Source organism: Streptomyces sp. NPDC008079 (genome assembly GCF_042957385.1).
Classification (GTDB): Bacteria; Actinomycetota; Actinomycetes; order Streptomycetales; family Streptomycetaceae; genus Actinacidiphila.
In genome coordinates this window covers 173,327-193,163 of sequence record NZ_JBIBIC010000009.1, presented here as the reverse complement: position 1 = coordinate 193,163, position 19,837 = coordinate 173,327, and the positions used below count along the sequence as shown (strand labels likewise).

The following is a 19,837-nucleotide window of genomic DNA, read 5'->3' as shown; positions in this document are numbered from 1 at the left end:
GGTGTCCCCATCGTGTCCGCCGCGAAGGGCTGCCCGGGTGCTCGCGTCTCAGCCGGCCGAACCAGCTCGGTTCAGGGGCGCAGGCCCCGGACGGCGTCCGGCCGCGTCCGGCTCATGTACCAGCCGTCGACGCGGGGCCCGATGAGGTCGGACGGCCAGCCCGACAGCCCGACGGCGGCGTCGTAGACGGCGTCACCGAACGTCACGATGGCCTGGTGCGGGTCGGCCGTCTCCCCGAGCCTGTCCCACGGCAGGAGAACCAGACCGGCGTCGGGATTCCAGACCGCCCCGTCGACACCCCAGGACCGGCCGTCGAGGCCGTCCGGCTGAGGCCAGATGTAGGCGTACATACCGGCACCGGGCGCTGTGGCGTCCCCGAAGGAGAATCCCACCGCCACGTACTCCCGGAGCTGGGCGTTCTGCATGAACGCCGGACGATCGGGCGGCGGCTCGGTGGGCCGCGCCCGGTGCCGCGTCGCGGACAGGTCGAAGCCGCCCCACATCACCCCGACCCGGGGGCGGTGCCCGAGGAAGGGCGCCTGCCACGTTTCGAGTCCGCCGGCGGCGAGGTTCAGCGCTTGCCACATCAGCCGGGCGACGCCGGGATCCCAGGCGCGTTCGACGTGATCGTCCTCGAAGGTCGGCTCGCAATCCGGAATCTCGCATATCAGCGAGGTACGCGGCCGGGTTATGCCCAGCTCGGCCGCCGCGTCGCGGAACGCCGCGTAGAACGCGGCGACTGATCCGTCCGACAAGGGCACCGTCCGCGAGCCCGCGTCGGCCTCGACGACCACGTCACCGTCGAGCAGGCGGTAGTGCACCGCGAAGGTCACCCCTCGCCGCCGGAACGTCGGCGTCCTGAGCCCGCGGGGAGTGACGTCGAGGACGACGTTTCCCCAGCCGACTTCGAAGGGCTCGTCGAGGGTGTACTTGCCCGCGACCTGCACCACCCGGTTGACGTATCCGACCATGGCCGCCATGTCCTCGTGGACCAGCGTCGGCCATCCATTGCGTCGTTCGCTCACCGAGAGCCTCCCAGTGCGTCGATCGGGTCGGCAGAAGGGATGCGTCGTGGATCGCGGGGGCTTGCGGATTGCGGCGCGATCGTAGGGCCATTTTCGCACGCGGGTCACGGGCCTGCCCGCTCGGTCACGGCGCTTCCCGCCCGCTCACGGTCTGATCGACGCCGAGCCGACGCGTGCGTATACGGCCGTCCGCGCGTCGTGGCGCGCCCGTGGAAGGCGGAAGGCGGAAGGCGGCCGGTGCGGGTACGCGGGCGGCGGGCGGCCCCGGCTCACCCGGCAGCGGTGATCACGAATGCCAGGTCAGGCAGCACGGCAGGGGCCGGGTTACCGTCGGGTCATCGAGCTGGTCGACCAGCTGGTCAACCATCCGGGCAACCCCCATCGGCGAGGAGCTGGCGGCTGTGGCGATCGACGATTCCACCGGTACGGCGGCTCGCGCGGACGTCGTCCTGGCCGGACTGCCGGAAATCCGTTCCGAGCTGGAGGACGTCTACCGGGACCTGCACGCCCATCCCGAGCTGGGCCACCAGGAGCACAGGACCGCGGCCAGGGTGGCCGAGCGCCTGACGGAGTGGGGCTACAGGGTGCACGCGGGTGTCGGCGGCACCGGGGTGGTCGGCGTACTCGCCAACGGCGACGGGCCGGTCGTCCTGCTGCGGGCCGACATGGACGCGCTGCCGGTCCGGGAGGACACCGGTCTCCCGTACGCCAGCACGGCCACCGCCACGGACGCGTCCGGCCGGGACGTCCCCGTGGCCCACGCCTGCGGCCACGACATGCACGTCACCTGTCTGCTGGGCGCGGCCAGGCTGATGGCGGCCTCCCCGACGTCGTGGCAGGGCACGCTCGTCGCCCTGTTCCAGCCCGCGGAAGAACCCGGGGACGGCGCCGACCGCATGCTCGCCGACGGTCTCGCCGACCGCGTCCCCCGCCCGGACGTGGCGTTCGCCCAGCACGTACTGCCCTATCCCGCCGGGACTCTGGGCACCCGCTCCGGGTCGTTCCTCTCGGCGGCGGACAATCTGAAGATCACCGTCCACGGCAGGGGTGCCCACGGCTCCGCTCCCCAGGCCGCGATCGACCCGGTGGTCATGGCGTCGATGATCGTGGTCCGCCTTCAGACGATCGTCTCCCGAGAGCTGGCCGCGACCGAGCCCGCCGTACTGACCGTGGGTTCCGTCCACGCCGGTACGACCGGCAACGTGATCCCGGACACGGCCGAGATCCAGCTCAATGTGCGCACCTACGACGAAGGCACCCGTGAAGCCGTCCTGGCCGCCGTGCGGCGCATCGTCACAGCCGAGTGCGACGCCTCCCGCGCGACCCGGGACCCGCAGTACGAAGAGGGCGGCCGCTTCCCGCCGACCGTCAACGACGAGGCCGTCACCGCCGAAGTCTCCGCCGCGTTCACCGCCTACTTCGGCGAGCGGGCCCGTACCAGCGCGTTGCAGAGCGCCAGCGAGGACTTCAGCCGCGTCCCTGACGCCTTCGGCACCCCGTACACCTACTGGGGCATCGGCTGCACCGACCCCGACGCCTACCGTGCGGCCGAGCGGCGCGGCACCGTCGCCCAGGACATCCCCGTCAACCACAGCGCCCGCTTCGCCCCGGTCCTCCAGCCCACCTTGGACACCGGCGTGCAAGCCCTGGTCGTCGCCTCCCTGACCCGGCTCGCCCGCCCCGAGCACCGACGCGGCTGAAGCGCCGGTGGTCAGCGCTTCGCTCCGTCGTCAGGAGCGCGCGAGCCGGGCCGCGAGGTAGGGCGCGGTGGCGCTGCGGCGGGCCTTCGCCACCTTGTCCGGCGGGCCCGCCGCGACCACCCGCCCGCCCGCGTCGCCGCCGCCCGGTCCGAGGTCGATGACCCAGTCGGCGGTGGCGATCGTGTCGAGGTCGTGCTCGACGAGGACGACCGTGTTGCCGGCGTCCACGAGCCGGTGCAGCTGTCGTAGCAGCAGCGCGATGTCCGAGGGGTGCAGCCCCGCCGTCGGCTCGTCGAGCAGGTAGAGCGCGTGCCCGCGGCGGGCCCGCTGCAATTCGGTGGCCAGTTTGATGCGTTGCGCCTCGCCACCGCTGAGTTCCGTCGCGGGCTGCCCCAGCCGCAGGTACCCGAGTCCCACCTCGCGCAACGTCTCCAGACTGCGGGAGGCGGCCGGGACGGCGGACAGGAACCCGGCGGCGTCGTCGACGGACATTCCCAGCACTTGCGCGATGTTCTTGCCGCGGTAGGTGACTTCCAGCGTCTCGGCGTTGTAGCGGGCGCCCCGGCAGGTCGGGCACGGCGCGTAGGTGCCGGGCAGGAACAGCAGCTCCACCGCGACGAATCCCTCGCCCTGGCACGTCTCGCACCGCCCTTCGGGCACGTTGAAGGAGAACCGCCCGGCCGAGTAGCCGCGCGCCCTGGCCTCCTCCGTCCCCGCGTACAGCCTGCGCACCGCGTCGAACATCCCCGTGTACGTGGCCAGGTTGGACCGGGGAGTCCGGCCGATGGGCCGCTGGTCGACCCGGACCAGCCGGTCGAACGACTCGACCCCCGACGCGTCCTGGACGTCGACCTCCAGCTCCGCCTCGTCGGGCTCCTCGGGTACGAGCCCGAGGTGGCCGCGGACGACCTCGGCGAGCACCTGCGTCACCAGCGTCGACTTCCCGGAACCGGACACACCCGTCACCGCCGTCAGCACGCACAGCGGCACGTCGACCGACACATCGCGCAGATTGTGGCGTGAGACGCCGCTCAGACGCAGCCAGCCGTGCGGTGTGCGCGGGCGGTGTTCGAGCGGCTGGGCGCGCCCGAACAGGTACTGGCTCGTGGCCGACTCCGCGACCCGCTCAAGACCGGCGACCGGGCCGCTGTACAGCACGCGTCCGCCGCCCTCACCCGCGCCGGGGCCGATGTCCACCACCCAGTCCGCCCGCCGCACGACGTCCATGTCGTGCTCCACGACGAACAGCGAATTGCCCGCCGCCTTGAGACGGTCCAGCACGTCCAGCAGCGGTTCCGCGTCGGCCGGGTGCAGCCCGGCGGAGGGTTCGTCGAGGACGTAGACGACGCCGAACAGCCCCGAGCGCAGTTGGGTGGCGATCCGCAGGCGCTGCGCCTCGCCGGGCGACAGGGTCGTCGAGCGGCGCCCGAGGCTGAGATATCCCAGGCCCAGGTCGAGCAGTACGTCGATCCGCGCGACGAGATCGCCGCAGATCCGGACCGCGGCCTCGGTCGTCTCCCCGGACCGGGCGGTCGACGTGGTGGCGTCGGCCTCGGACCGCCCCACGACGGGCCGCAGCAGCGCCACGACCTCGGTGAGCGGCATCGCGTTGATCTCTGCGATGGAACATCCGGCGAAGGTCACCGCGATTGCCTCGGGCCGCAGTCCGCTGCCGTGGCACTCGGGGCAGGGCACACTCCTGACGAACCGGAGCGCCCGTTCGCGCATCTTGTCGCTCTTGGAGTCGGCGAGGACGTGCATGACGTGCTTGCGCGCGCTCCAGAACGTGCCCTGATAGCCGTAGTCGACGCGGTCCTCCTGCGGCTGGATGTACACGGAGGGCTGCTCGTCCGTGTACAGCAGCCAGTCCCGGTCCTTCTTCCTGAGCCTGCGCCAGGGCCGGTCGATGTCGATCCCCAGGCCGCTCACGACACTGCGCAGGTTGGCGCCCTGCCAGGCGCCCGGCCAGGCGGCGATCGCCCCCTCGCGGATGCTCAGCGAGGGGTCCGGGACCAGCAGGTCCTCGGCGACGTCGTGCACGACGCCCAGTCCGTGGCACTGCGGGCAGGCGCCTGCCGCGGTGTTGGGTGAGAAGGACTCGGCCTCCAGCCGCGCGGCCCCCGGCGGGTAGGTGCCGGCGCGGGAGTACAGCATGCGCAGCAGATTGGACAGCGTCGTGATGGTGCCGACCGTCGAGCGCGAGCTGGGGGAGCCGCGTCGCTGCTGCAGGGCGACGGCCGGTGGCAGTCCGGTGATTTCCCGCACATGCGGAGCGCCGACCTGTTGCAACAGCCTTCGGGCGTACGGTGCCACGGACTCGAAGTAGCGTCGCTGGGCCTCCGCGTAGAGGGTGCCGAACGCGAGCGAGGACTTGCCCGAACCGGAGACGCCGGTGAAGGCGACCATCGCGTCCCGCGGAACGTCGACATCGATGTTCCGCAGATTGTTCTCACTGGCGCCCCGGACATGCACGAAGGGGTCGGTCGCGTCCTTGTCCACTGTTCCTGACTACCCGATCGCGCCCGCATTCGCGCGACAGGCGCCGCCACCGGGCCTAGGTTCTGTCCGGCGGATCACGAATGGCCCCTTCGGCGACCGTGCTCCGGGCGCCGCGCGGGCCCCCGTCCGTCCACGCGACGGGACGTCTTCCGGCGCGGCCCCATGGCACCGGAAGACGTCCCTCACCTCATCGGATGAAGCGGGGCGCGATCAGTTGCCGGCCCATGTCCATTTCTGGTTGCTGCCGCCGGAGCAGGAGTACATCTGGATCTGGGTGCCGTTGGCGGTCCCGGTGCCGACCGCGTCCAGGCAGAGTCCCGACTGGGTGCTGGCGATGGAGCCGTCGGAGTTCAGGCGCCACTTCTGGTTGGCGCCGCCCCAGCAGGAGTAGATCTGCGCCTTGACGCCGTTGCTGGTGCCGGCCGCGTCCAGGCACTTGCCGAGGGATTTGAGTTCGCCGTCCGACGTCAAGGTCCACTTCTGGTTGCTGCCGCCGGAGCAGTCCCACAACTGGACCTGCGTGCCGTCGGTCGTCGTGGAGTTGGGCACGTCCAGGCACCGCCCCGAACCCGTCCCCTTGATCTGACCGTTGCTTCCGCCGCCCGGCGGGGTCGTGGGAGGAGTGGTCGGGGGCGTGGTCGGAGGTGTGGTGGGAGGCGTGGTCGTGCCACCTCCGGCCGCGTTGAGAGCGTTCAGGACGGCTGTGTACGCGGCCTTCTTGTTGCCGCTGCTGTCGAACAGCAACGGCGTGTCCTGGCTGCGCCACGAGTCGCTGTCCCGGACGCCCCATACCGTCATGCCGAGGCAACGCGAGACCGCCAGGCAGTCGTTGGTGATGTTGGCGTACGTGGTCGGCGACGCGCCCTGGACGTCCAGCTCGGTGATGGCCACGTCGACGCCGAGAGCGGCGAAGCTCTGGAGCGTGGTACGGAAGTTGCTGTTGTACGGGCTGCCGCTGTTGAAGTGGGACTGGAAGCCGACGCAGTCGATCGGAACGCCGCGGGCCTTGAAGTCCTTGACCATGTTGTAGACGCCCTGTGTCTTGGCGTCGTTCCAGTTCTCGATGTTGTAGTCGTTGTAACAGAGCTTCACGTTCGGATCGGCCGCCCGCGCCGTCCGGAAGGCGACCTCGATCCAGTCGTTGCCGGTGCGCTGGAGGTTGGAGTCGCGTCGTCCACCGGAACCGCCGTCGGCGAACGCCTCGTTCACCACGTCCCACTGCGCGAGCTTGCCCTTGTAGTGACCTACCACGCCGTTGATGTGGTTGATCATCGCCTGGCGCAGCGCGCTGCCGCTGAGGGACTGCATCCAGCCCGGCTGCTGGCTGTGCCAGGCCAAGGTGTGGCCGCGTACCTGCTTGCCGTGTTGTACGGCCCAGTTGTAGACCTGATCGCCGCCGTTGAAGTTGAACTGGCCCTGCTGGGGCTCGGTGGCGTCGATCTTCATCTCGTTCTCGGCCGTCACCATGTTGAACTCGCGGTCGGCGATCGTCGTGTAGGCCGAGTCGCCGAGCTTGCCCGAGGAGATGGCGGTGCCGAAGTACCGCCCGCTCTGCGCGGCTGCCGCGCCGAGGGACGTCGCGGCGGCGCCCGAGGGAGCCGCCGCCACCAGGACCGCCGTGGCCGCCACGACCGAGCCGGTCGCGACGGCGACGACGGCCCGGTGGACACGGCTGAGCCGTCGTCCGGTCCCGGGCGGGGGTGGGGGTATGGCCTTTGTGCTCATCGCAGAGCCTCCGTAACCGATTCACAGAACGTGGGGGGACACGGGACACGCCCGCGGATTCGTAGGCGTCGACCGTTCCGGCTCCACCGAGTCGGCAGGGCCGTCGCCTCGGGGACTCAGTGTGGAAACGCCCGCGAAACGTGTCAACACTTTCGGAGAAGTTTCGGAAACTATGGCTGGTCGGGGTGATTGCTGCACGGCTTCTGAGCACGTCCGAGGCACCGAAAGTTTCGATCCCATGGGTCACCTCGCCGCGCTCGCGCAGCCGCGCCAGATGTTCCGGTCCCACCAGGCCGGGTGCGTACGGCAACGAGCAGCCGCACCGCAGGCGGCAGCCCGTACACGTCGAGGCCGGTGAAGCTCCTGCGGCGCTGCCGCCCCCCGCCTCCGGCAGACAGGAGTTGGGGCTCGGGCATCCTCCGGGCCTGGGCTTCAGCAACGTCGTTTTCCCAAGCCCATGCTTTCGTGATCGAGGCGAGCTGCGCCGCGTACGTCCGCGGGTCTGACATCTGCAGGCCCCGCCCTGTTCGGGCGAACCAACGCAGATCGGCGAGCCGTCCTGGATAGTCCCGGTCACCGGGGCTGAGCCCGCGCCAGTTCGGGAAGCTGGTGCCGGTTCTGCGGCGTGCGGGCGCGGTTGATCGAGGTGGGATCACCTGCTTCCTGCGAGGTCATTCGTCGGCCGGGTCGCTGGTCGCGACCGGCTGCGGAACGACTACGACGGGGCAGGACGCGTGTTGGACGCAGTGCTGGCTGACGGAACCGAGCAGGACGCCGGCGAAGGTGCCGTGTCCCCGGGTTCCCACCACCAGCAGCCGGGCGTCGCGTGCGGCGTCAGTGAGGATTTGTGCCGGGTGCCCCTCCACCGAGTGGGTTGCCACCTGGACCATGCTGCCGTTCTGGTTCTTCACGACGCGCGCGACGGTTTCTTCCAGGCATTTCTCGGCCGAAATGGCGAAGTTTCCGCCGTCGGGCATGGACGGCAGGTAGCCCCAGGAGTATCCGTACATGCTGGGGTATTGCCATGCGGCGACCGCCGAGAGCGACGCCCCCACCTGTCGGGCGTACTCCATCGCCCAGTGCAGCGCGGCCTCGGACCCGGGGGAGGCGTCCACTCCCACGACGATCCGGTCGGTCTGGTCCACGGGCAGATCTTTCATCGGAACTCCTGCTGATCGTTTGCGTTCGGATCTCAAGCTCGGGTCTCAAGCTCGGACCTCAAGCTCGAATTGTGCGGGTCATGCCCTTTGTTCGGTCTCAGCCGACCGTCCGCTCTTCCTTCGAGTCACCCGTCCACCGAGGCGCGGCGGCCACCGTTTCGGGAATGCGCGTCCACTTGTCCGAGCCGGTGTTCGGCGATGGTGGTCCCGGCGCTGCCGTTCAGGACCGCGGCGGCCTGGGACAGCGAGCCGATGGCCGCTTTCCGGCCGGTCGCGGTGACGAATCGGGCGCAGGCGGTGAGTTTGGGGCCCATGGAGCCGTCAGGGACGGATATCCGGCTCATGTCGTCCACATTGATCCGCCTGCGCAGCATCGCCTGGGGTGTGCCGAAGTGTTCCATCACGCCCGGCACGTCCGTGAGGACGAGCAGCCGGTCGGCGTTCACCTTGATGGCGATCAGCGCCGCGGTGAAGTCCTTGTCGACGACGGCCTCCACGCCGTGGATCCGTCCGGCGTCGTCTTCGGTGACCGGTACTCCGCCGCCGCCACCGCAGATGATCACGGACTGCTGCCTGAGCAAGTGGGTGATGGTGCCCTGTTCGAGGACGCGCTGCGGGTGGGGCGAGGACACGACGCGTCGCCAGCGTCCGCCGTCGGGGGCGATGTCCCAGCCGTGGAGTTCGGCGAGCAGGCGGGCCTGCGGCTGGTCGTAGACCGGTCCGACGAACTTCGTCGGTCTGGCGAAGGCCGGGTCCTCCGCGTCCACGACCGTTTGGGTCACGATGCTGAGGATCGGCTTGGTCACCCCGGCGTTGCGCAGTTCCTGGACCAGCCAGTAGCCGATCATTCCCTGGGTCTGGGCGACGAGTACGTCCAGCGGGTAGGGGCGCGTCAACGAGGTGTCGCTCTCGCTTTCGAGCGCGAGCATGCCGACCTGCGGTCCGTTTCCGTGGCAGATGACCAGTTCGTTCTCGGCGGCGAGCGGGGCGAGGGCCTCAGCCGCGGCGCGGATGTGACCGATCTGGAGCGCGGCATCGGGCTTCTCGCCACGACGCAGGAGCGCGTTGCCGCCGAGGGCGACGACGATGCGCACCTCAGTCACCCAGCGCGGCGACGAGGACGGCCTTGATGGTGTGCAGGCGGTTCTCCGCCTGGTCGAAGACGATCGATCGAGCGGATTCGAAGACCTCGTCGGTGACCTCGGCGCCGGTGAGCCCGTACTGGTCGTTGAGGCGCTGACCGAGTGGTGTGCTGCTGTCGTGGACCGAGGGCAGGCAGTGCAGGAACTTGGTGTCGGGCTTGCCGGAGCCGAGCACGACCTTCTCGGTGACGCGGTACGGCAGGAGCAGCGGAATGCGCGTCTTCCACTGCTCGTCGGACTCGCCCATGCTGACCCACACATCGGTGTAGACGAAGTCGGCGCCCGCTGTGGCCTGCTCGACGTCCTCGGTCACCAGGACGCGCGCGCCACTGTTCGTGGCGAGGTTCCGGGCGGTGGCGATGACGTCGTCGGGGGGCCACAGTTCGCGCGGCGCCGCGATCCGCACATCCATGCCCAGCAGGGCGCCGGTGACGAGAAGCGAACGGGCGACGTTGTTGCGGCCGTCCCCGAGGAAGCAGTACGCGATCTGCCACATGGGGCCGGGGTGGTGCTCGGTCATGGTGAGCACGTCGGCCAGCGTCTGGGTCGGGTGCCAGGAGTCGGTGAGCCCGTTCCATACGGGGACGCCGGCATGGTCGGCGAGCTGCTCCACGGTGTCCTGGGCGAAACCGCGGAACTCTATGCCGTCGAACATCCGGCCCAGCACCCGCGCCGTGTCGCGTACCGACTCCTCACGACCGATGTGGGAGCCCTCGGGCCCGAGGTAGGTGACATGGGCGCCTTGCTGGTGTGCGGCGACCTCGAATGCGCAGCGGGTGCGGGTGGAGCTCTTCTCAAAGACCAGCGCGATGTTCCGGCCTGCCAGCGCGGGCCGTTCGGTGCCGCCGGCCCTGTCGCGCTTGAGCTGCGCCGCGCGCGTGATCAGCGCGAGGAACTGCTGCTTGTCGAGGTCGGTCTCCTTCAGGAGCGAACCGGGATGCCGAAAGGCGGTGGTCGGGGCGGTGGTCGTCGTCATGGGGCGGACCTCGTTTCTGAGCGGTACGGCGGCGTGCGGGCGGGGCGGAGGCGGTTCAGATGCCGTCGCGCTGAGTGGGACAGGTCATGCACCGGGCTCCGCCGCGGCCTCGGCCCAGCTCGCTGCCGGGGATGCTGATGACCTCGATGCCGTTGTCGCGCAGCATGCTGTTGGTGACGGTGTTGCGTTCGTAGCCGACGACGATGCCGGGGGCGATGGTGAGGAAATTGTTGGCGTCGTCCCACTGCTCGCGCTCGGCGGCTCGCGCGTCCTCCTCGGCGGACAGGACGCGTAGTTTCTCGATGCCCAAGGCGTCGGCGATGGTGGCGAAGAGGTCGTCGCGCTGCTCCACGTGCAGCGCCGCGGTGTCGTGCTCGACGACCTCGTGCGGGTCGGCCGGCTCGATCACCCAGGTGCGCATGTCCTTCGGGTCGAGGTTGGGGTAGCGGACGAAGGTGTCCGTGTCGATCATGGTCAGGACGGTGTCCAGGTGCATGAACGCGTGGGACTTCGGGAGCTGCACGGCGATGACGGTGGTGGCCTGACCGGTCCGGAAGAGCTCTCGGGCCAGGATTTCCACGCCCATGGGGGTGGAGCGCTCTCCCATTCCGATCAGGACGGCGCCTCGCCCCAGGACGTGGATGTCACCGCCTTCCAAGGTGGCCGGCTGGTGATTGCTGTCGTCGTCTCCGTAGTAGCGGGGAAACGTGCGGTCGGCGAAGAGCGGATGGAAGTCGTACACAGCCCTGCTGTGCAGCGATTCGCGCTGCCGGGCGGACTTGGCCATCGGGTTGATGGTGACGCCGCCGTATATCCAGGCGGAGTTGTCGCGTTGGAAGAGCGTGTTGGGCAAGGGCGCCAGTACGAAGTCGTCGGGGTCCAGGGTCTGCCAGCGCAGGCTGCGTACCCGCAGCGGTGACAGGTCCGTGCGAGTGACGCCCCCGATGAGCAGCTCGGCCAGTGTCGCGGCGTCGGTGTCGTCGGCGAGCGCCCGCAACGGGGCTGCCAGGGTGGGTCCGACCTGCTCGGCCGTGCAGACGCGGTCCAGCACGAACGCCCGGGCCTCGGGGAGGGCCAGTGTTTCGGCGAGCAGTACGTCGAAATGGTGCACGGTGACGAAGCGGTCGCGGAGGGCCTGGGTGAACGCGTCGTGTTCTTCGCGGGCTCTGGCAGCCCACAGCACGTCGTCGAAGAGCAGTTGGTCGCAGTTGCCGGGAGTCAGGCGGCTGAGTTCCAGCCCGGGACGGTGGACAACGGCTTCACGCAGTTGGCCGACTTCGGAGTGGACTCCCGGCGTGCGGGTCGACCTGGTCTGCCCGGCGGCTCGGTCGGCGGGGCGCTCGGCGGCGGGAACAGCTTGTGTCGGTCGCGTCATGACGGGATCTCCCCGGTGTCGGTGGTGCGGGTGGCGGGTGCCGGGGTGAGCCGACTGCCCACCGGGGTCTCAGGGACCTCGGGAAGGGCGGCGCTGTCGAAGGGCACGACGAGGCTCTCGCCGTACTCGCCCCGCCCCGACTTCAGCCAGATGTAGACGGGCAGACCCAGCAGGACGCAGAACAGGCCGTAGTAGACGGCCTGGTACCCGCTGCCGGCCAGCGACCAGAAGGAGAAGACGAGGGCGACCGCGGAGACTCCGCAGTCGCGGACCAGGTGCTGCCAGTGGGTCTGCCGGCCGCGCGTGAGGAGCCAGTACAACTGCGCGGCCGCGCTGAACAGATAGGGGATGACGGCGGTGACCACGGAGAGCAGGACGAGCGTGGTGAAGACCTTCTCGAAGCGCGTGTAGCTGACCACGGTCAGGACCGAGGCGAGGAAGGTCGAGCTGATGATGCCGAACGCGGGTATGCCGCGTCGGCCGCGGGCGAACACCGCCGGGAACAGGCGGTCCTTCGCGGCTGCCATGGGCATTTCGCCGACGACCAGGGTCCAGCCGATCAGAGCGCCCAGGCCGGAGACGATCGCCGCGACGGCGACGGTCTGGCCGGCCCAACGGCCGCCGAAGATGGCGTCGGCCGAGTCGGTGAACGGTGCTGTGGACTTCTGCAGGGCGGCGTTGGAGACCGTGCCGAACACGGTGACCGTGCCCAGGATGTACACCACGGCGCAGCCGATGGTGCCCAGCACCGTGGCCCGTCCGACATTGCGCCGAGGGTCACGTACGCGGCCGGCCACCACCGAGGCGGTCTCGATGCCGATGTAGCTGAACAGCGCGATGGCCGCGGCGGCCGAGATCGCCGCGGTCGCCGAGGTGCCGGTGGGGTTGAGCGGCCCGAAGTTGTGGGCCTTGATGAACAGCAGCCCGACGGTGGCCATGAACAGCAAGGGAATGAATTTGAGCACGGTCGTGACGTTCTGCGTGATGGCGATGTTCCGCACCCCGGAGAGATTGATGACCGCGGGTATCCACAGACCCGCCATGGCGATCACGACGGACCAGAGCTTGGCGTGCCCGGTGTTCCAGAAGACCTCGACGTATCCGACCCACGCGACGACGATCGCGGCGTTGCCGGCCCAGGCGGTGATCCAGTAGGACCACGCGTTGAGGAAGCCGCCGAAGTCCCCGAAGGCGTCTCTGGCGTAGACATACGGGCCGCCGGAACCCGGCACTCTCTTCGACAGCGACCCGAAGGTGAACGCCAGCGCCAGAGCGCCTACGGTGACCAGGACGAACGCGACCAGACTGATCGGGCCGTACGGCGCCAAGGCACTCGGCAGCGCGAAGACTCCCGTGCCGATCACCGATCCGATGACCAGTGCGGTGGCCGTCGGCAGTCCGAACTGCCGCTTCTTCGCCGTCTTCTGCGTACTCGTCGGGTGCGAGGTTTCTCCGGACGCCTCATCGTGCACCTGCGTACTCAACTGAGTTCCTCCTCGCCTCTGTTCACGACGGCCCACGCTGGGGGCTCGGCAGCGGCAGTCCGGCGGTCCACGTCGGGCTGCCGCTACCGGTCGATCACACCGATGCGTTGGCGTTGGAGCCGTTCAGTACGGGGACGGGGACGGTCTTCACCATGCCGGTCGGCGGTACGGGGGCCGCGGCGGCTGCCTTCTCACGGGCGAGGAAGGATCCGAGCTCGCCGATGGTGCTCATGAGGGGGGCGGGGAAGACCACGGTCGTGTTCTTGTCGACGCCTATCTCGACCAGGCTCTGCAAGTTGCGGAGCTGGAGCGCCAGCGGGTGGTCCATCATGATGTCCGAGGCGTCGCCGAGCGCGGCGGCGGCCATCGATTCGCCTTCGGCGTTGATGATCTTCGCTCGCTTCTCCCGCTCGGCTTCCGCCTGGCGGGCCATCGCGCGCTTCATGCTGTCGGGCAGTTGGATGTCCTTGAGTTCGACCAGGGTGACCTCGACGCCCCATTCGGTGGTCGTCACGTCGAGGATCTCGCGGATGTCCAGATTGATCCGGTCAGTTTCCGACAGCGTCTGGTCGAGGGTGTTCTGGCCGACGACCTTGCGCAGGGTCGTCTGCGCTATCTGATTGATCGCCGTGTTCACGTTCTCTATCGCGATCACCGATTTCACGGCGTCCGCCACTCGGAAATAGGCGACGGCCGACACATCGACGCTCACATTGTCCCGGGTGATGATGCCCTGGGACTGGATGGGCATGGTGACCGTCCGCAGCGACACCCGGTGCAGGACGTCGACGAACGGAACGATGAACCGCAGCCCCGGCGGACGAGCACCTACCAGCCGCCCGAACCGGAACAGAACTCCCTGCTCGTACTGCTTGATCACCTTGACCGCCATGGCGATGGCCACGATGGCCAGGATGACCACGATGACGAGAAGGAAAATCAGAAGTGCCATTGCGTTGCTCCTCAGAAAGGATGGCGGATTCCTGGTCCAGGACATACCGACCGGCAGGACCGCGGGCAGTGCGTGACGGGCGGAGAGGATGTGACCGGCGGAGGTCATATCAGCAGCCCTCAGACGCTCCCGTTCCTCCAACTCGTCTGTGCCGTCCTGCAGTTCATATCCGCATCGTCGCCGCGCCAGATCGTCGTCGGTAGGGCCGGGTGGTCCCTCCTCTCCGGCTCAGCGGCCCCCTGCGTCCACCGGATTCTCCTGAGGACTGGCCGCGAATCCATTTCGGAGAGCCGGTCGGCCCTTGGCCGCCGTACCGGTGCCGCACCATCGTGGAGTTATGAGAATCCAAGAGACCAACCTGAGGGAATTTTCCGGAGCGCGGCCGATCGTCGTCGGGGTGAACGGTTCCCGTGCGTCCCTTGCTGCCTTGCGATGGGCCGTGGCGGAAGCGGAGGCACGCAAGGTGCCCCTGGTGACGGTGCACGCCTGGGAGCCGTCGGTACGTCGGCGTGCGCCGTATGCCACCGTGGCGGAGCGCCGTACACCGGCCGAGGACCGGGAGTCCGGGCAGAGGCTGGTCCAAGTCGCGGTGGCCGCAGTCCGGATGGCCCATCCGGGCGCCGACGTGCGGGCGGTGCTGGCCGAGGGGCCGCCGGTCGCGGTACTCCTGCGCTGCAGCGACGACGCTCTGCTTCTGACGCTCGGGCAGAGCCTGTACAGGGACGGCTCGCCGACCGAACTCGGGCCGGTGACCCGCGCGTGCGTCAGGGAATCCCATTGCCCCGTCGTTACGGTTCCGGAGCTCCGCGCCACAGCCCGGCACAGCGAACTCCCGCCCGTGGCCCCCGTGGCCCCCGTGGCGACGGCCTTGGCCGGCTGACCTCCTGCGACCGCGGCGCGAGCAGTTGGGGCTGAGTCGCGAGGAGGTCGCCGGACGGGCTGGTTCCGCGGGTGGCTACCTCCAGTTTGTGGAGGAGGAGGCCACTGTGCTCGGCGTCACGTTCCTGCTGCGGTTGGCGAACGCGCTGGAGACGACGGTCGCGGAGCTGGTTGCGCAGGGCAATGTGTCGTTCAGAACCGCACCGGACGCGCTGCCCGCACAGGCGGCGGGCACGGATACCGCATTCGAGGCGGATCACCATCGTGCCGAGGCGGGTCACCGGTCGCAGGATCGCCGTGCGGCAGAATCCCGCCGCGGCGGGGCCGTCAGGAAAACCGCGGTGAGACGCGCCGTCGGGGGACCGGTTCGTCCGCTTGCGACCTCAACGCCGGACAGGGTCAATCGCGGCGGACGGGGACGGTCGGGAGACCATGGAGTACGGAGCGGACCGAATCGCCGTCGCACGGGGCGAACAGGGCCGACAACCCCGCGTTCAGGCGGACGCTGACGGAGCGTTCGGAGACTCCGAGCCGCTGCGAGGCGTCGGCGCAGCTCTGGTCACCGATCAGCATCAGCGCCAGCTCCACCCGGTCGAGCGCGACTGACGCCGTCTCGGGGCACCGGTCCCTTATGTGGGGGACGTGAGGTGGGACAGGTGAAGAGCGCGTCCGATGCGTTGTGATGACGGAGTCCGGTGCGGCGAGCACTTCGGCCATGGCGGCTTCGACCACGACCGGATCGTCCGTCATCAGGGCTGACAGGGCGTGGATGGCGATCAGGTGGCGGTCGCACCAGACGATGATCGAGCGTCGGCGGGCGAGGAGTCGCTCGGTATCGCGGTTCCGGGTGGAAGCGGCGGCCGGCTTCGTTCTGCGCAGAGTCACTGCGGACCTCTTTTCGAAGCGCGGGTCCCGATCACCGGGCGCGGGCGCTGAATTGAGCACGAGTTGAGCGAACCTGTGGAAGGAATGCCGCGCGGTGCCGCGCTCCGGTCACGCGGTGCCCGGGCACTGGTGCGGAGCCTGTGGCGAGGCATGCGGCCCGGTTACGCGAGTGGAGGCAACCACGCCAACAGCGCAGTCCGGAGGCGACAGGGCCGGTCCGGAAGCTCGCTCGGAAGCACTCGGATGGTCGGGCGATGGATCATCGTCTCACTCGCCTCAGGTACGTCCGTATCGACTGTGCGGTATGCCGCCGGGGTCACGGACGTCACGGCAACTGTAGCGGCGTTCGACCACGTCGACCATGGCCCGAGGTGATAATCCCATCGGACGCATCCATCCGCGACGGTGGATCGACGGGAACTGCCGAGCAGGGCCCTTCGGCCCCTGGAAGGGCCGTTCGGCATCTGCGCGGACCGCGGGTGCGCGGGACAGACTGCGCAGCGGGGCCGGACGTACGACGTACGCAACCGACCGCCCCGGCGCCCGCACTGATCTCACTGGGCGTCCGCACACGATGCGGAACGAGGAAAAGCCATGACACTCACGACGAGGCCCTTCACCATCGGCGCAGAAGTCTCCGACGAGGACGGCGCCTTCGGGGTTCTGCGCCGGGTGGTCGTCGACCCGGTCGCCAGGACCCTCACTCACCTGGTGATCGAGCCCAAGTACCACCACGCGGCCGGCCGCCTCGTACCTGTCGGTCTGATCGACCGGTCCGCCGCACGGATCGCACTGCACTGCACCACGGCCGAGTTCGAGGCTCTGTCGAGCGCCGACGAGAAGCATTTTGTGCCCGCACCGGACAATGAGTGGGGCTATGCGGGCGGCGAGATTTTCGCTCTCCCCTACTACGGACTCGGTATGGGAACAGGCGCGGTCGCCATGAGGCCGGTTCTCCCGGTTCCGGGGCCGCGCCTCATCACGCGGGACCGTATTCCCACCGGCGAGGTGGAGATCCGCCGGGGTGACGCCGTGCACGCGACCGACGGTGAGATCGGCCGGGTCCAGGGCCTGGCCGTGGACACCGGTGACTACCACGTCAGCCATGTGCTGCTGGACGAGGGCCACTTGTGGGGAAAGCGACGCGTCGCGATCCCCATCGACGCGGTCGTCAGCGTCACCGGCGACGTCCGGCTCAGCTTGACCAAGGACGAGGTACGCGACCTGCCGCCGGTCGACCTCGCCCATGACCGCACACCGAGCGTCGCCGACGGAAATCCTGTCTGAGCCGCAGGGGTTAAGCCTCCGCTGACCGGCACGGCACGAGCCGCGACCCTGTGTCGACGTCTCGGCTCCTGCGGTGCCCTCAGGCGTTGACGCGGGCCAATGGCTGCTCTCGCCCCTGACGGCCAGGGAACAGCAGAGCGGCCGATCCGGGCGGAACGGGATCGGAGCCCCCCTTCGCACGGCGCTCCGCCGGACGGCGGTGATGGAAGCCGGGCCGCAGTCCGCCACGGCCTCGGGCCGCTGCCTGGGGTGGGGCGGGGGGATGGGAAACTGGCGGGTATGGATATCCGTCGCAGGAACAACGTCACCGTCACCGGCTGTGCAGACGGGCCGGTGCTCCTGCTGGCGCACGGGTTCGGCTGTGACCAGAACATGTGGCGCACGGTGGTTCCCGCATTGGCTGAGAGCTACCGGGTGGTGCTCTTCGACTACGTGGGTTCCGGCCGGGCGGACCCGTCGGCCTGGGACGAGCGGCGTTACAGCTCTCTGGAGGGCTACGCGCGGGACGTACTGGAAGTCTGCGAGGAGCTGGACCTGCGGGACGTGACGTTCGTGGGGCACTCGGTCAGCGCGATGGTCGGGGTGCTCGCCGCGGCGAAGGCCCCGCGGCGTGTGTCCCGGCTGGTGATGGTCGCGCCGTCGCCCTGCTACATCGACGACGACGGTTACCGGGGCGGGTTCAGCGCCGAGGACATCGACGAGCTGCTGGAGTCGCTGGAGTCGAACTATCTGGGCTGGTCGGCGGCGATGGCCCCGGTCATCGTGGGCAACGCGGACCGCCCGGAACTCGGCCAGGAGCTGACCGCCTCGTTCTGCGCGACCGACCCGGACATGGCTCGCGTCTTCGCCCGCACGACGTTCCTGTCCGACAGCCGCGAGGACCTGAAGACGGTCACGGCGCCGACGCTGGTCCTTGAATGCAGGCAGGACGTGATCGCGCCCCGGGAGGTCGGCGCCTACGTCCACGCGGCGATCCCCGGCAGCCGCCTGGTCACGCTGGAGGCGACGGGTCACTGCCCGCAGCTGAGCGCGCCGCAGGCCACCGCGGGCGCGATCATCGAGTTCGTCGGGACGAGCCGGTGATGTGCAGGACCGACCAGGCGCCCGAGCCGGGCGAGGAGCAGGACGTGGACACCACGGACGCGGTGTTCACCTCACTGCTGGAGGACAGCGCGGAGGAGCTGTACGAGCAGGCCCCGTGCGGATATCTGTCGACGCTGATGGACGGCACCATCGCGAGGATCAACACCACCCTGCTGGACTGGCTGGGCATGGAGCGTGCGCAGGTGGTGGGGCGGATGCGGTTCACCGATCTGCTCACTGTGGGGGGCAAGCTCTATCACGAGACGCACTTCGCGCCGCTGTTGCAGATGAAGGGCGAGGTCAGCGGCATCGCCCTGGACATCAGGGCCGCCGGAAAGGCGCGGATGCCGGTGCTGGTCACCTCGAAGGTGAAGACCAGCGAGGACGGCGAGCCCCTGCTGATCCGCACCACCGTTTTCGACGCCCGCGACCGCCGCGCCTACGAGGCGGAGTTGCTGCGCGGCCGCGAGGCGGCTGAGGAAGCCCACCGGCAGGCCGAAGCGGACCGCCGGCGCGCGGAGGCTGATCGCGTCCGGCTCCAGGAGGCGCTCGCCGTTCTCCAGCAGAGCCTGCTGCCCTCGCAGCTGCCCACGATCCCGGGCCTGGAGGCCGGTTCCTATTACCACACGGCATCCCCGGATCTGCTGGGCGGAGACTTCTACGACCTGTTCCCCCTGGACTGCGGCCGGTGGGCGTTCTTCCTCGGGGACGTGTGCGGCAAGGGGCCCCAAGCCGCCGCGGTCACCTCACTGGCCCGCTACACCCTGCGCGCCGCCGCCCTGCACGATGCCGACCCGGTCACCGTCCTCACCACCCTGAACACGGTGCTGCACGAGCGGTACGCCAGCGGCGAGGGCCGCTACTGCACCGCCGTCTTCGGAGTCCTGGAAACCGATGAGGGCCACGTCGGCGTGCACCTGGCTTCCGGCGGACACCCCTCCGCGGTGATCCAGCGCGCGGACGGCAGCACCGACTACGTTCCCACTCCGGGCGGCCTGCTCGTCGGCGTCCTGCCGCAGGCCCCGTTCACGGCCGCCCGCGCCGATCTGCTGCCCGGCGACACCCTGCTCCTGTACACCGACGGCCTGACCGAGGCCCGCACCGGGCCGGACCGTGAACTGTACGGCGAGGACGCTCTGTGTGCTTTCATCGCCGCCCAGCCGCCGACGGGCCCGCAGGCTCTCATCACCGCCCTGAGCGGGCTGCTCGCCTCCTTCGGCGACGGGCTCGACGACGACACCGCCCTGCTCGCCCTCGGCATGCCCGCCCCGCTTCCCACCACCGCGAGTGACGAGCTGACATGAACCCTCTGACGATCACCGCCCGAGCCACCGCCACCGGTCCCGTCCTGGAGATCACCGGTGACCTCGACTACGCGACGGCACCCGAACTGCGCAGGGCCGTAGACGGCCTGGCTGTCGCCGCGGGGCAACTGCTGGTCCTTGACCTGGCCGGCCTGGACTTCTGCGACTCCAGCGGGATCAGCGCTCTGCTGTCGGTTCGGAGTCTGGCTATCGAACACGGCGGCGACATGACCCTCGCCGCGGTTCCCGCGAACACCGCCCGCATCCTGGGCATCATCGGCCTGGACCAGGTTTTCACCATCCACCCGGACGCCACGACGGCCACCGCCCGCGACTCCGCCGCCAGTTGATCCTGCTCCGG

At 69.5% G+C, this 19,837-nt stretch carries 17 protein-coding genes; 7 read left to right on the top strand and 10 right to left on the bottom strand.

Annotated elements, in window-relative coordinates; translation table 11 throughout:
• Nucleotides 1–71: 71 nt before the first annotated feature.
• Entirely contained in the window at nt 72–1,025 is a 954-nt protein-coding gene (locus tag ACFZAM_RS20735; protein ID WP_391047976.1) for a DUF5996 family protein, read from the bottom strand.
• Between the two features lie 401 nt (nt 1,026–1,426).
• Here ACFZAM_RS20735 and ACFZAM_RS20730 point away from each other — a divergent pair, with 401 nt between their 5' ends.
• The gene (locus tag ACFZAM_RS20730) at nt 1,427–2,725 is read left to right on the top strand and encodes an amidohydrolase (protein ID WP_391047973.1); all 1,299 of its coding nucleotides are present in this window, start codon (nt 1,427–1,429) and stop codon (nt 2,723–2,725) included.
• A gap of 30 nt (nt 2,726–2,755) precedes the next feature.
• On the opposite strand, the gene uvrA is transcribed toward ACFZAM_RS20730, so the two are convergent.
• The 8 genes from uvrA to ACFZAM_RS20690 all read right to left on the bottom strand — a co-directional run bounded on the left by uvrA (nt 2,756) and on the right by ACFZAM_RS20690 (nt 14,038).
• Nucleotides 2,756–5,224 carry an excinuclease ABC subunit UvrA gene (uvrA, locus tag ACFZAM_RS20725; protein WP_391047970.1) on the bottom strand — a complete coding sequence of 823 codons (2,469 nt, stop codon included), beginning with the start codon at nt 5,222–5,224 and terminating at the stop codon, nt 2,756–2,758.
• A 210-nt stretch (nt 5,225–5,434) separates the two neighbouring features.
• Complete coding sequence (locus tag ACFZAM_RS20720) at nt 5,435–6,949, bottom strand: endo-1,4-beta-xylanase (protein WP_391047968.1); 1,515 nt, start codon at nt 6,947–6,949, stop codon at nt 5,435–5,437.
• Between the two features lie 671 nt (nt 6,950–7,620).
• Nucleotides 7,621–8,109, bottom strand: a complete 489-nt coding sequence (locus ACFZAM_RS20715; RefSeq protein ID WP_391047965.1) for a universal stress protein — start codon at nt 8,107–8,109, stop codon at nt 7,621–7,623.
• Nucleotides 8,110–8,234: 125 nt separating this feature from the next.
• Nucleotides 8,235–9,203 (bottom strand): carbamate kinase, encoded by a 969-nt coding sequence (locus ACFZAM_RS20710; protein WP_391047963.1) that lies wholly within the window; start codon nt 9,201–9,203, stop codon nt 8,235–8,237.
• Between the two features lies 1 nt (nt 9,204).
• The gene (argF, locus tag ACFZAM_RS20705) at nt 9,205–10,227 is read right to left on the bottom strand and encodes an ornithine carbamoyltransferase (protein WP_391047961.1); all 1,023 of its coding nucleotides are present in this window, start codon (nt 10,225–10,227) and stop codon (nt 9,205–9,207) included.
• Between the two features lie 55 nt (nt 10,228–10,282).
• Nucleotides 10,283–11,602: an arginine deiminase gene (locus ACFZAM_RS20700; protein WP_391047958.1), complete on the bottom strand. Its 1,320-nt coding sequence runs from the start codon at nt 11,600–11,602 to the stop codon at nt 10,283–10,285.
• Nucleotides 11,599–13,086: an amino acid permease gene (locus ACFZAM_RS20695; protein ID WP_391047956.1), complete on the bottom strand. Its 1,488-nt coding sequence runs from the start codon at nt 13,084–13,086 to the stop codon at nt 11,599–11,601. The genes ACFZAM_RS20700 and ACFZAM_RS20695 overlap by 4 nt, the downstream gene beginning before the upstream one ends.
• A gap of 94 nt (nt 13,087–13,180) precedes the next feature.
• Complete coding sequence (locus ACFZAM_RS20690; protein ID WP_391047955.1) at nt 13,181–14,038, bottom strand: SPFH domain-containing protein; 858 nt, start codon at nt 14,036–14,038, stop codon at nt 13,181–13,183.
• A 337-nt stretch (nt 14,039–14,375) separates the two neighbouring features.
• Here ACFZAM_RS20690 and ACFZAM_RS20685 point away from each other — a divergent pair, with 337 nt between their 5' ends.
• Nucleotides 14,376–14,918, top strand: coding sequence for a universal stress protein (locus tag ACFZAM_RS20685; RefSeq protein WP_391047953.1), 543 nt, complete (start codon nt 14,376–14,378; stop codon nt 14,916–14,918).
• Nucleotides 14,815–15,426 carry a helix-turn-helix domain-containing protein gene (locus tag ACFZAM_RS20680; protein ID WP_391048223.1) on the top strand — a complete coding sequence of 204 codons (612 nt, stop codon included), beginning with the start codon at nt 14,815–14,817 and terminating at the stop codon, nt 15,424–15,426. Before ACFZAM_RS20685 ends, ACFZAM_RS20680 begins: the two co-directional genes overlap by 104 nt.
• Here ACFZAM_RS20680 and ACFZAM_RS20675 read toward each other — a convergent pair.
• Complete coding sequence (locus tag ACFZAM_RS20675) at nt 15,317–15,802, bottom strand: hypothetical protein (protein WP_391047950.1); 486 nt, start codon at nt 15,800–15,802, stop codon at nt 15,317–15,319. The genes ACFZAM_RS20680 and ACFZAM_RS20675 overlap by 110 nt on opposite strands.
• A 594-nt stretch (nt 15,803–16,396) precedes the next feature.
• Between ACFZAM_RS20675 and ACFZAM_RS20670 the strand changes: the two genes are divergently transcribed.
• From ACFZAM_RS20670 to ACFZAM_RS20655, 4 genes are all read left to right on the top strand, one after another.
• A complete protein-coding gene (locus ACFZAM_RS20670) occupies nt 16,397–17,089 on the top strand; it encodes a PRC-barrel domain-containing protein (RefSeq protein ID WP_391047949.1) in 693 nt (230 codons plus the stop codon).
• A 279-nt stretch (nt 17,090–17,368) separates the two neighbouring features.
• The gene (locus ACFZAM_RS20665; protein ID WP_391047946.1) at nt 17,369–18,172 is read left to right on the top strand and encodes an alpha/beta fold hydrolase; all 804 of its coding nucleotides are present in this window, start codon (nt 17,369–17,371) and stop codon (nt 18,170–18,172) included.
• Entirely contained in the window at nt 18,172–19,476 is a 1,305-nt protein-coding gene (locus ACFZAM_RS20660; RefSeq protein ID WP_391047943.1) for a SpoIIE family protein phosphatase, read from the top strand. The genes ACFZAM_RS20665 and ACFZAM_RS20660 overlap by 1 nt, the downstream gene beginning before the upstream one ends.
• Complete coding sequence (locus tag ACFZAM_RS20655) at nt 19,473–19,826, top strand: anti-sigma factor antagonist (RefSeq protein WP_391047940.1); 354 nt, start codon at nt 19,473–19,475, stop codon at nt 19,824–19,826. Before ACFZAM_RS20660 ends, ACFZAM_RS20655 begins: the two co-directional genes overlap by 4 nt.
• Nucleotides 19,827–19,837 lie beyond the last annotated feature (11 nt).

Excerpts from the sequence above, each read along its gene's own strand:
- ACFZAM_RS20720 (WP_391047968.1), bottom strand. The coding sequence starts at position 6,949 with ATGAGCACAAAGGCCATACCCCCACCCCCGCCCGGGACCGGACGACGG.
- ACFZAM_RS20715 (WP_391047965.1), bottom strand. The coding sequence starts at position 8,109 with ATGAAAGATCTGCCCGTGGACCAGACCGACCGGATCGTCGTGGGAGTG.
- argF (WP_391047961.1), bottom strand. The coding sequence starts at position 10,227 with ATGACGACGACCACCGCCCCGACCACCGCCTTTCGGCATCCCGGTTCG.
- ACFZAM_RS20700 (WP_391047958.1), bottom strand. The coding sequence starts at position 11,602 with ATGACGCGACCGACACAAGCTGTTCCCGCCGCCGAGCGCCCCGCCGAC.
- ACFZAM_RS20690 (WP_391047955.1), bottom strand. The coding sequence starts at position 14,038 with ATGGCACTTCTGATTTTCCTTCTCGTCATCGTGGTCATCCTGGCCATC.
- ACFZAM_RS20685 (WP_391047953.1), top strand. The coding sequence starts at position 14,376 with ATGAGAATCCAAGAGACCAACCTGAGGGAATTTTCCGGAGCGCGGCCG.
- ACFZAM_RS20670 (WP_391047949.1), top strand. The coding sequence starts at position 16,397 with ATGACACTCACGACGAGGCCCTTCACCATCGGCGCAGAAGTCTCCGAC.
- ACFZAM_RS20665 (WP_391047946.1), top strand. The coding sequence starts at position 17,369 with ATGGATATCCGTCGCAGGAACAACGTCACCGTCACCGGCTGTGCAGAC.
- ACFZAM_RS20660 (WP_391047943.1), top strand. The coding sequence starts at position 18,172 with ATGTGCAGGACCGACCAGGCGCCCGAGCCGGGCGAGGAGCAGGACGTG.
- ACFZAM_RS20655 (WP_391047940.1), top strand. The coding sequence starts at position 19,473 with ATGAACCCTCTGACGATCACCGCCCGAGCCACCGCCACCGGTCCCGTC.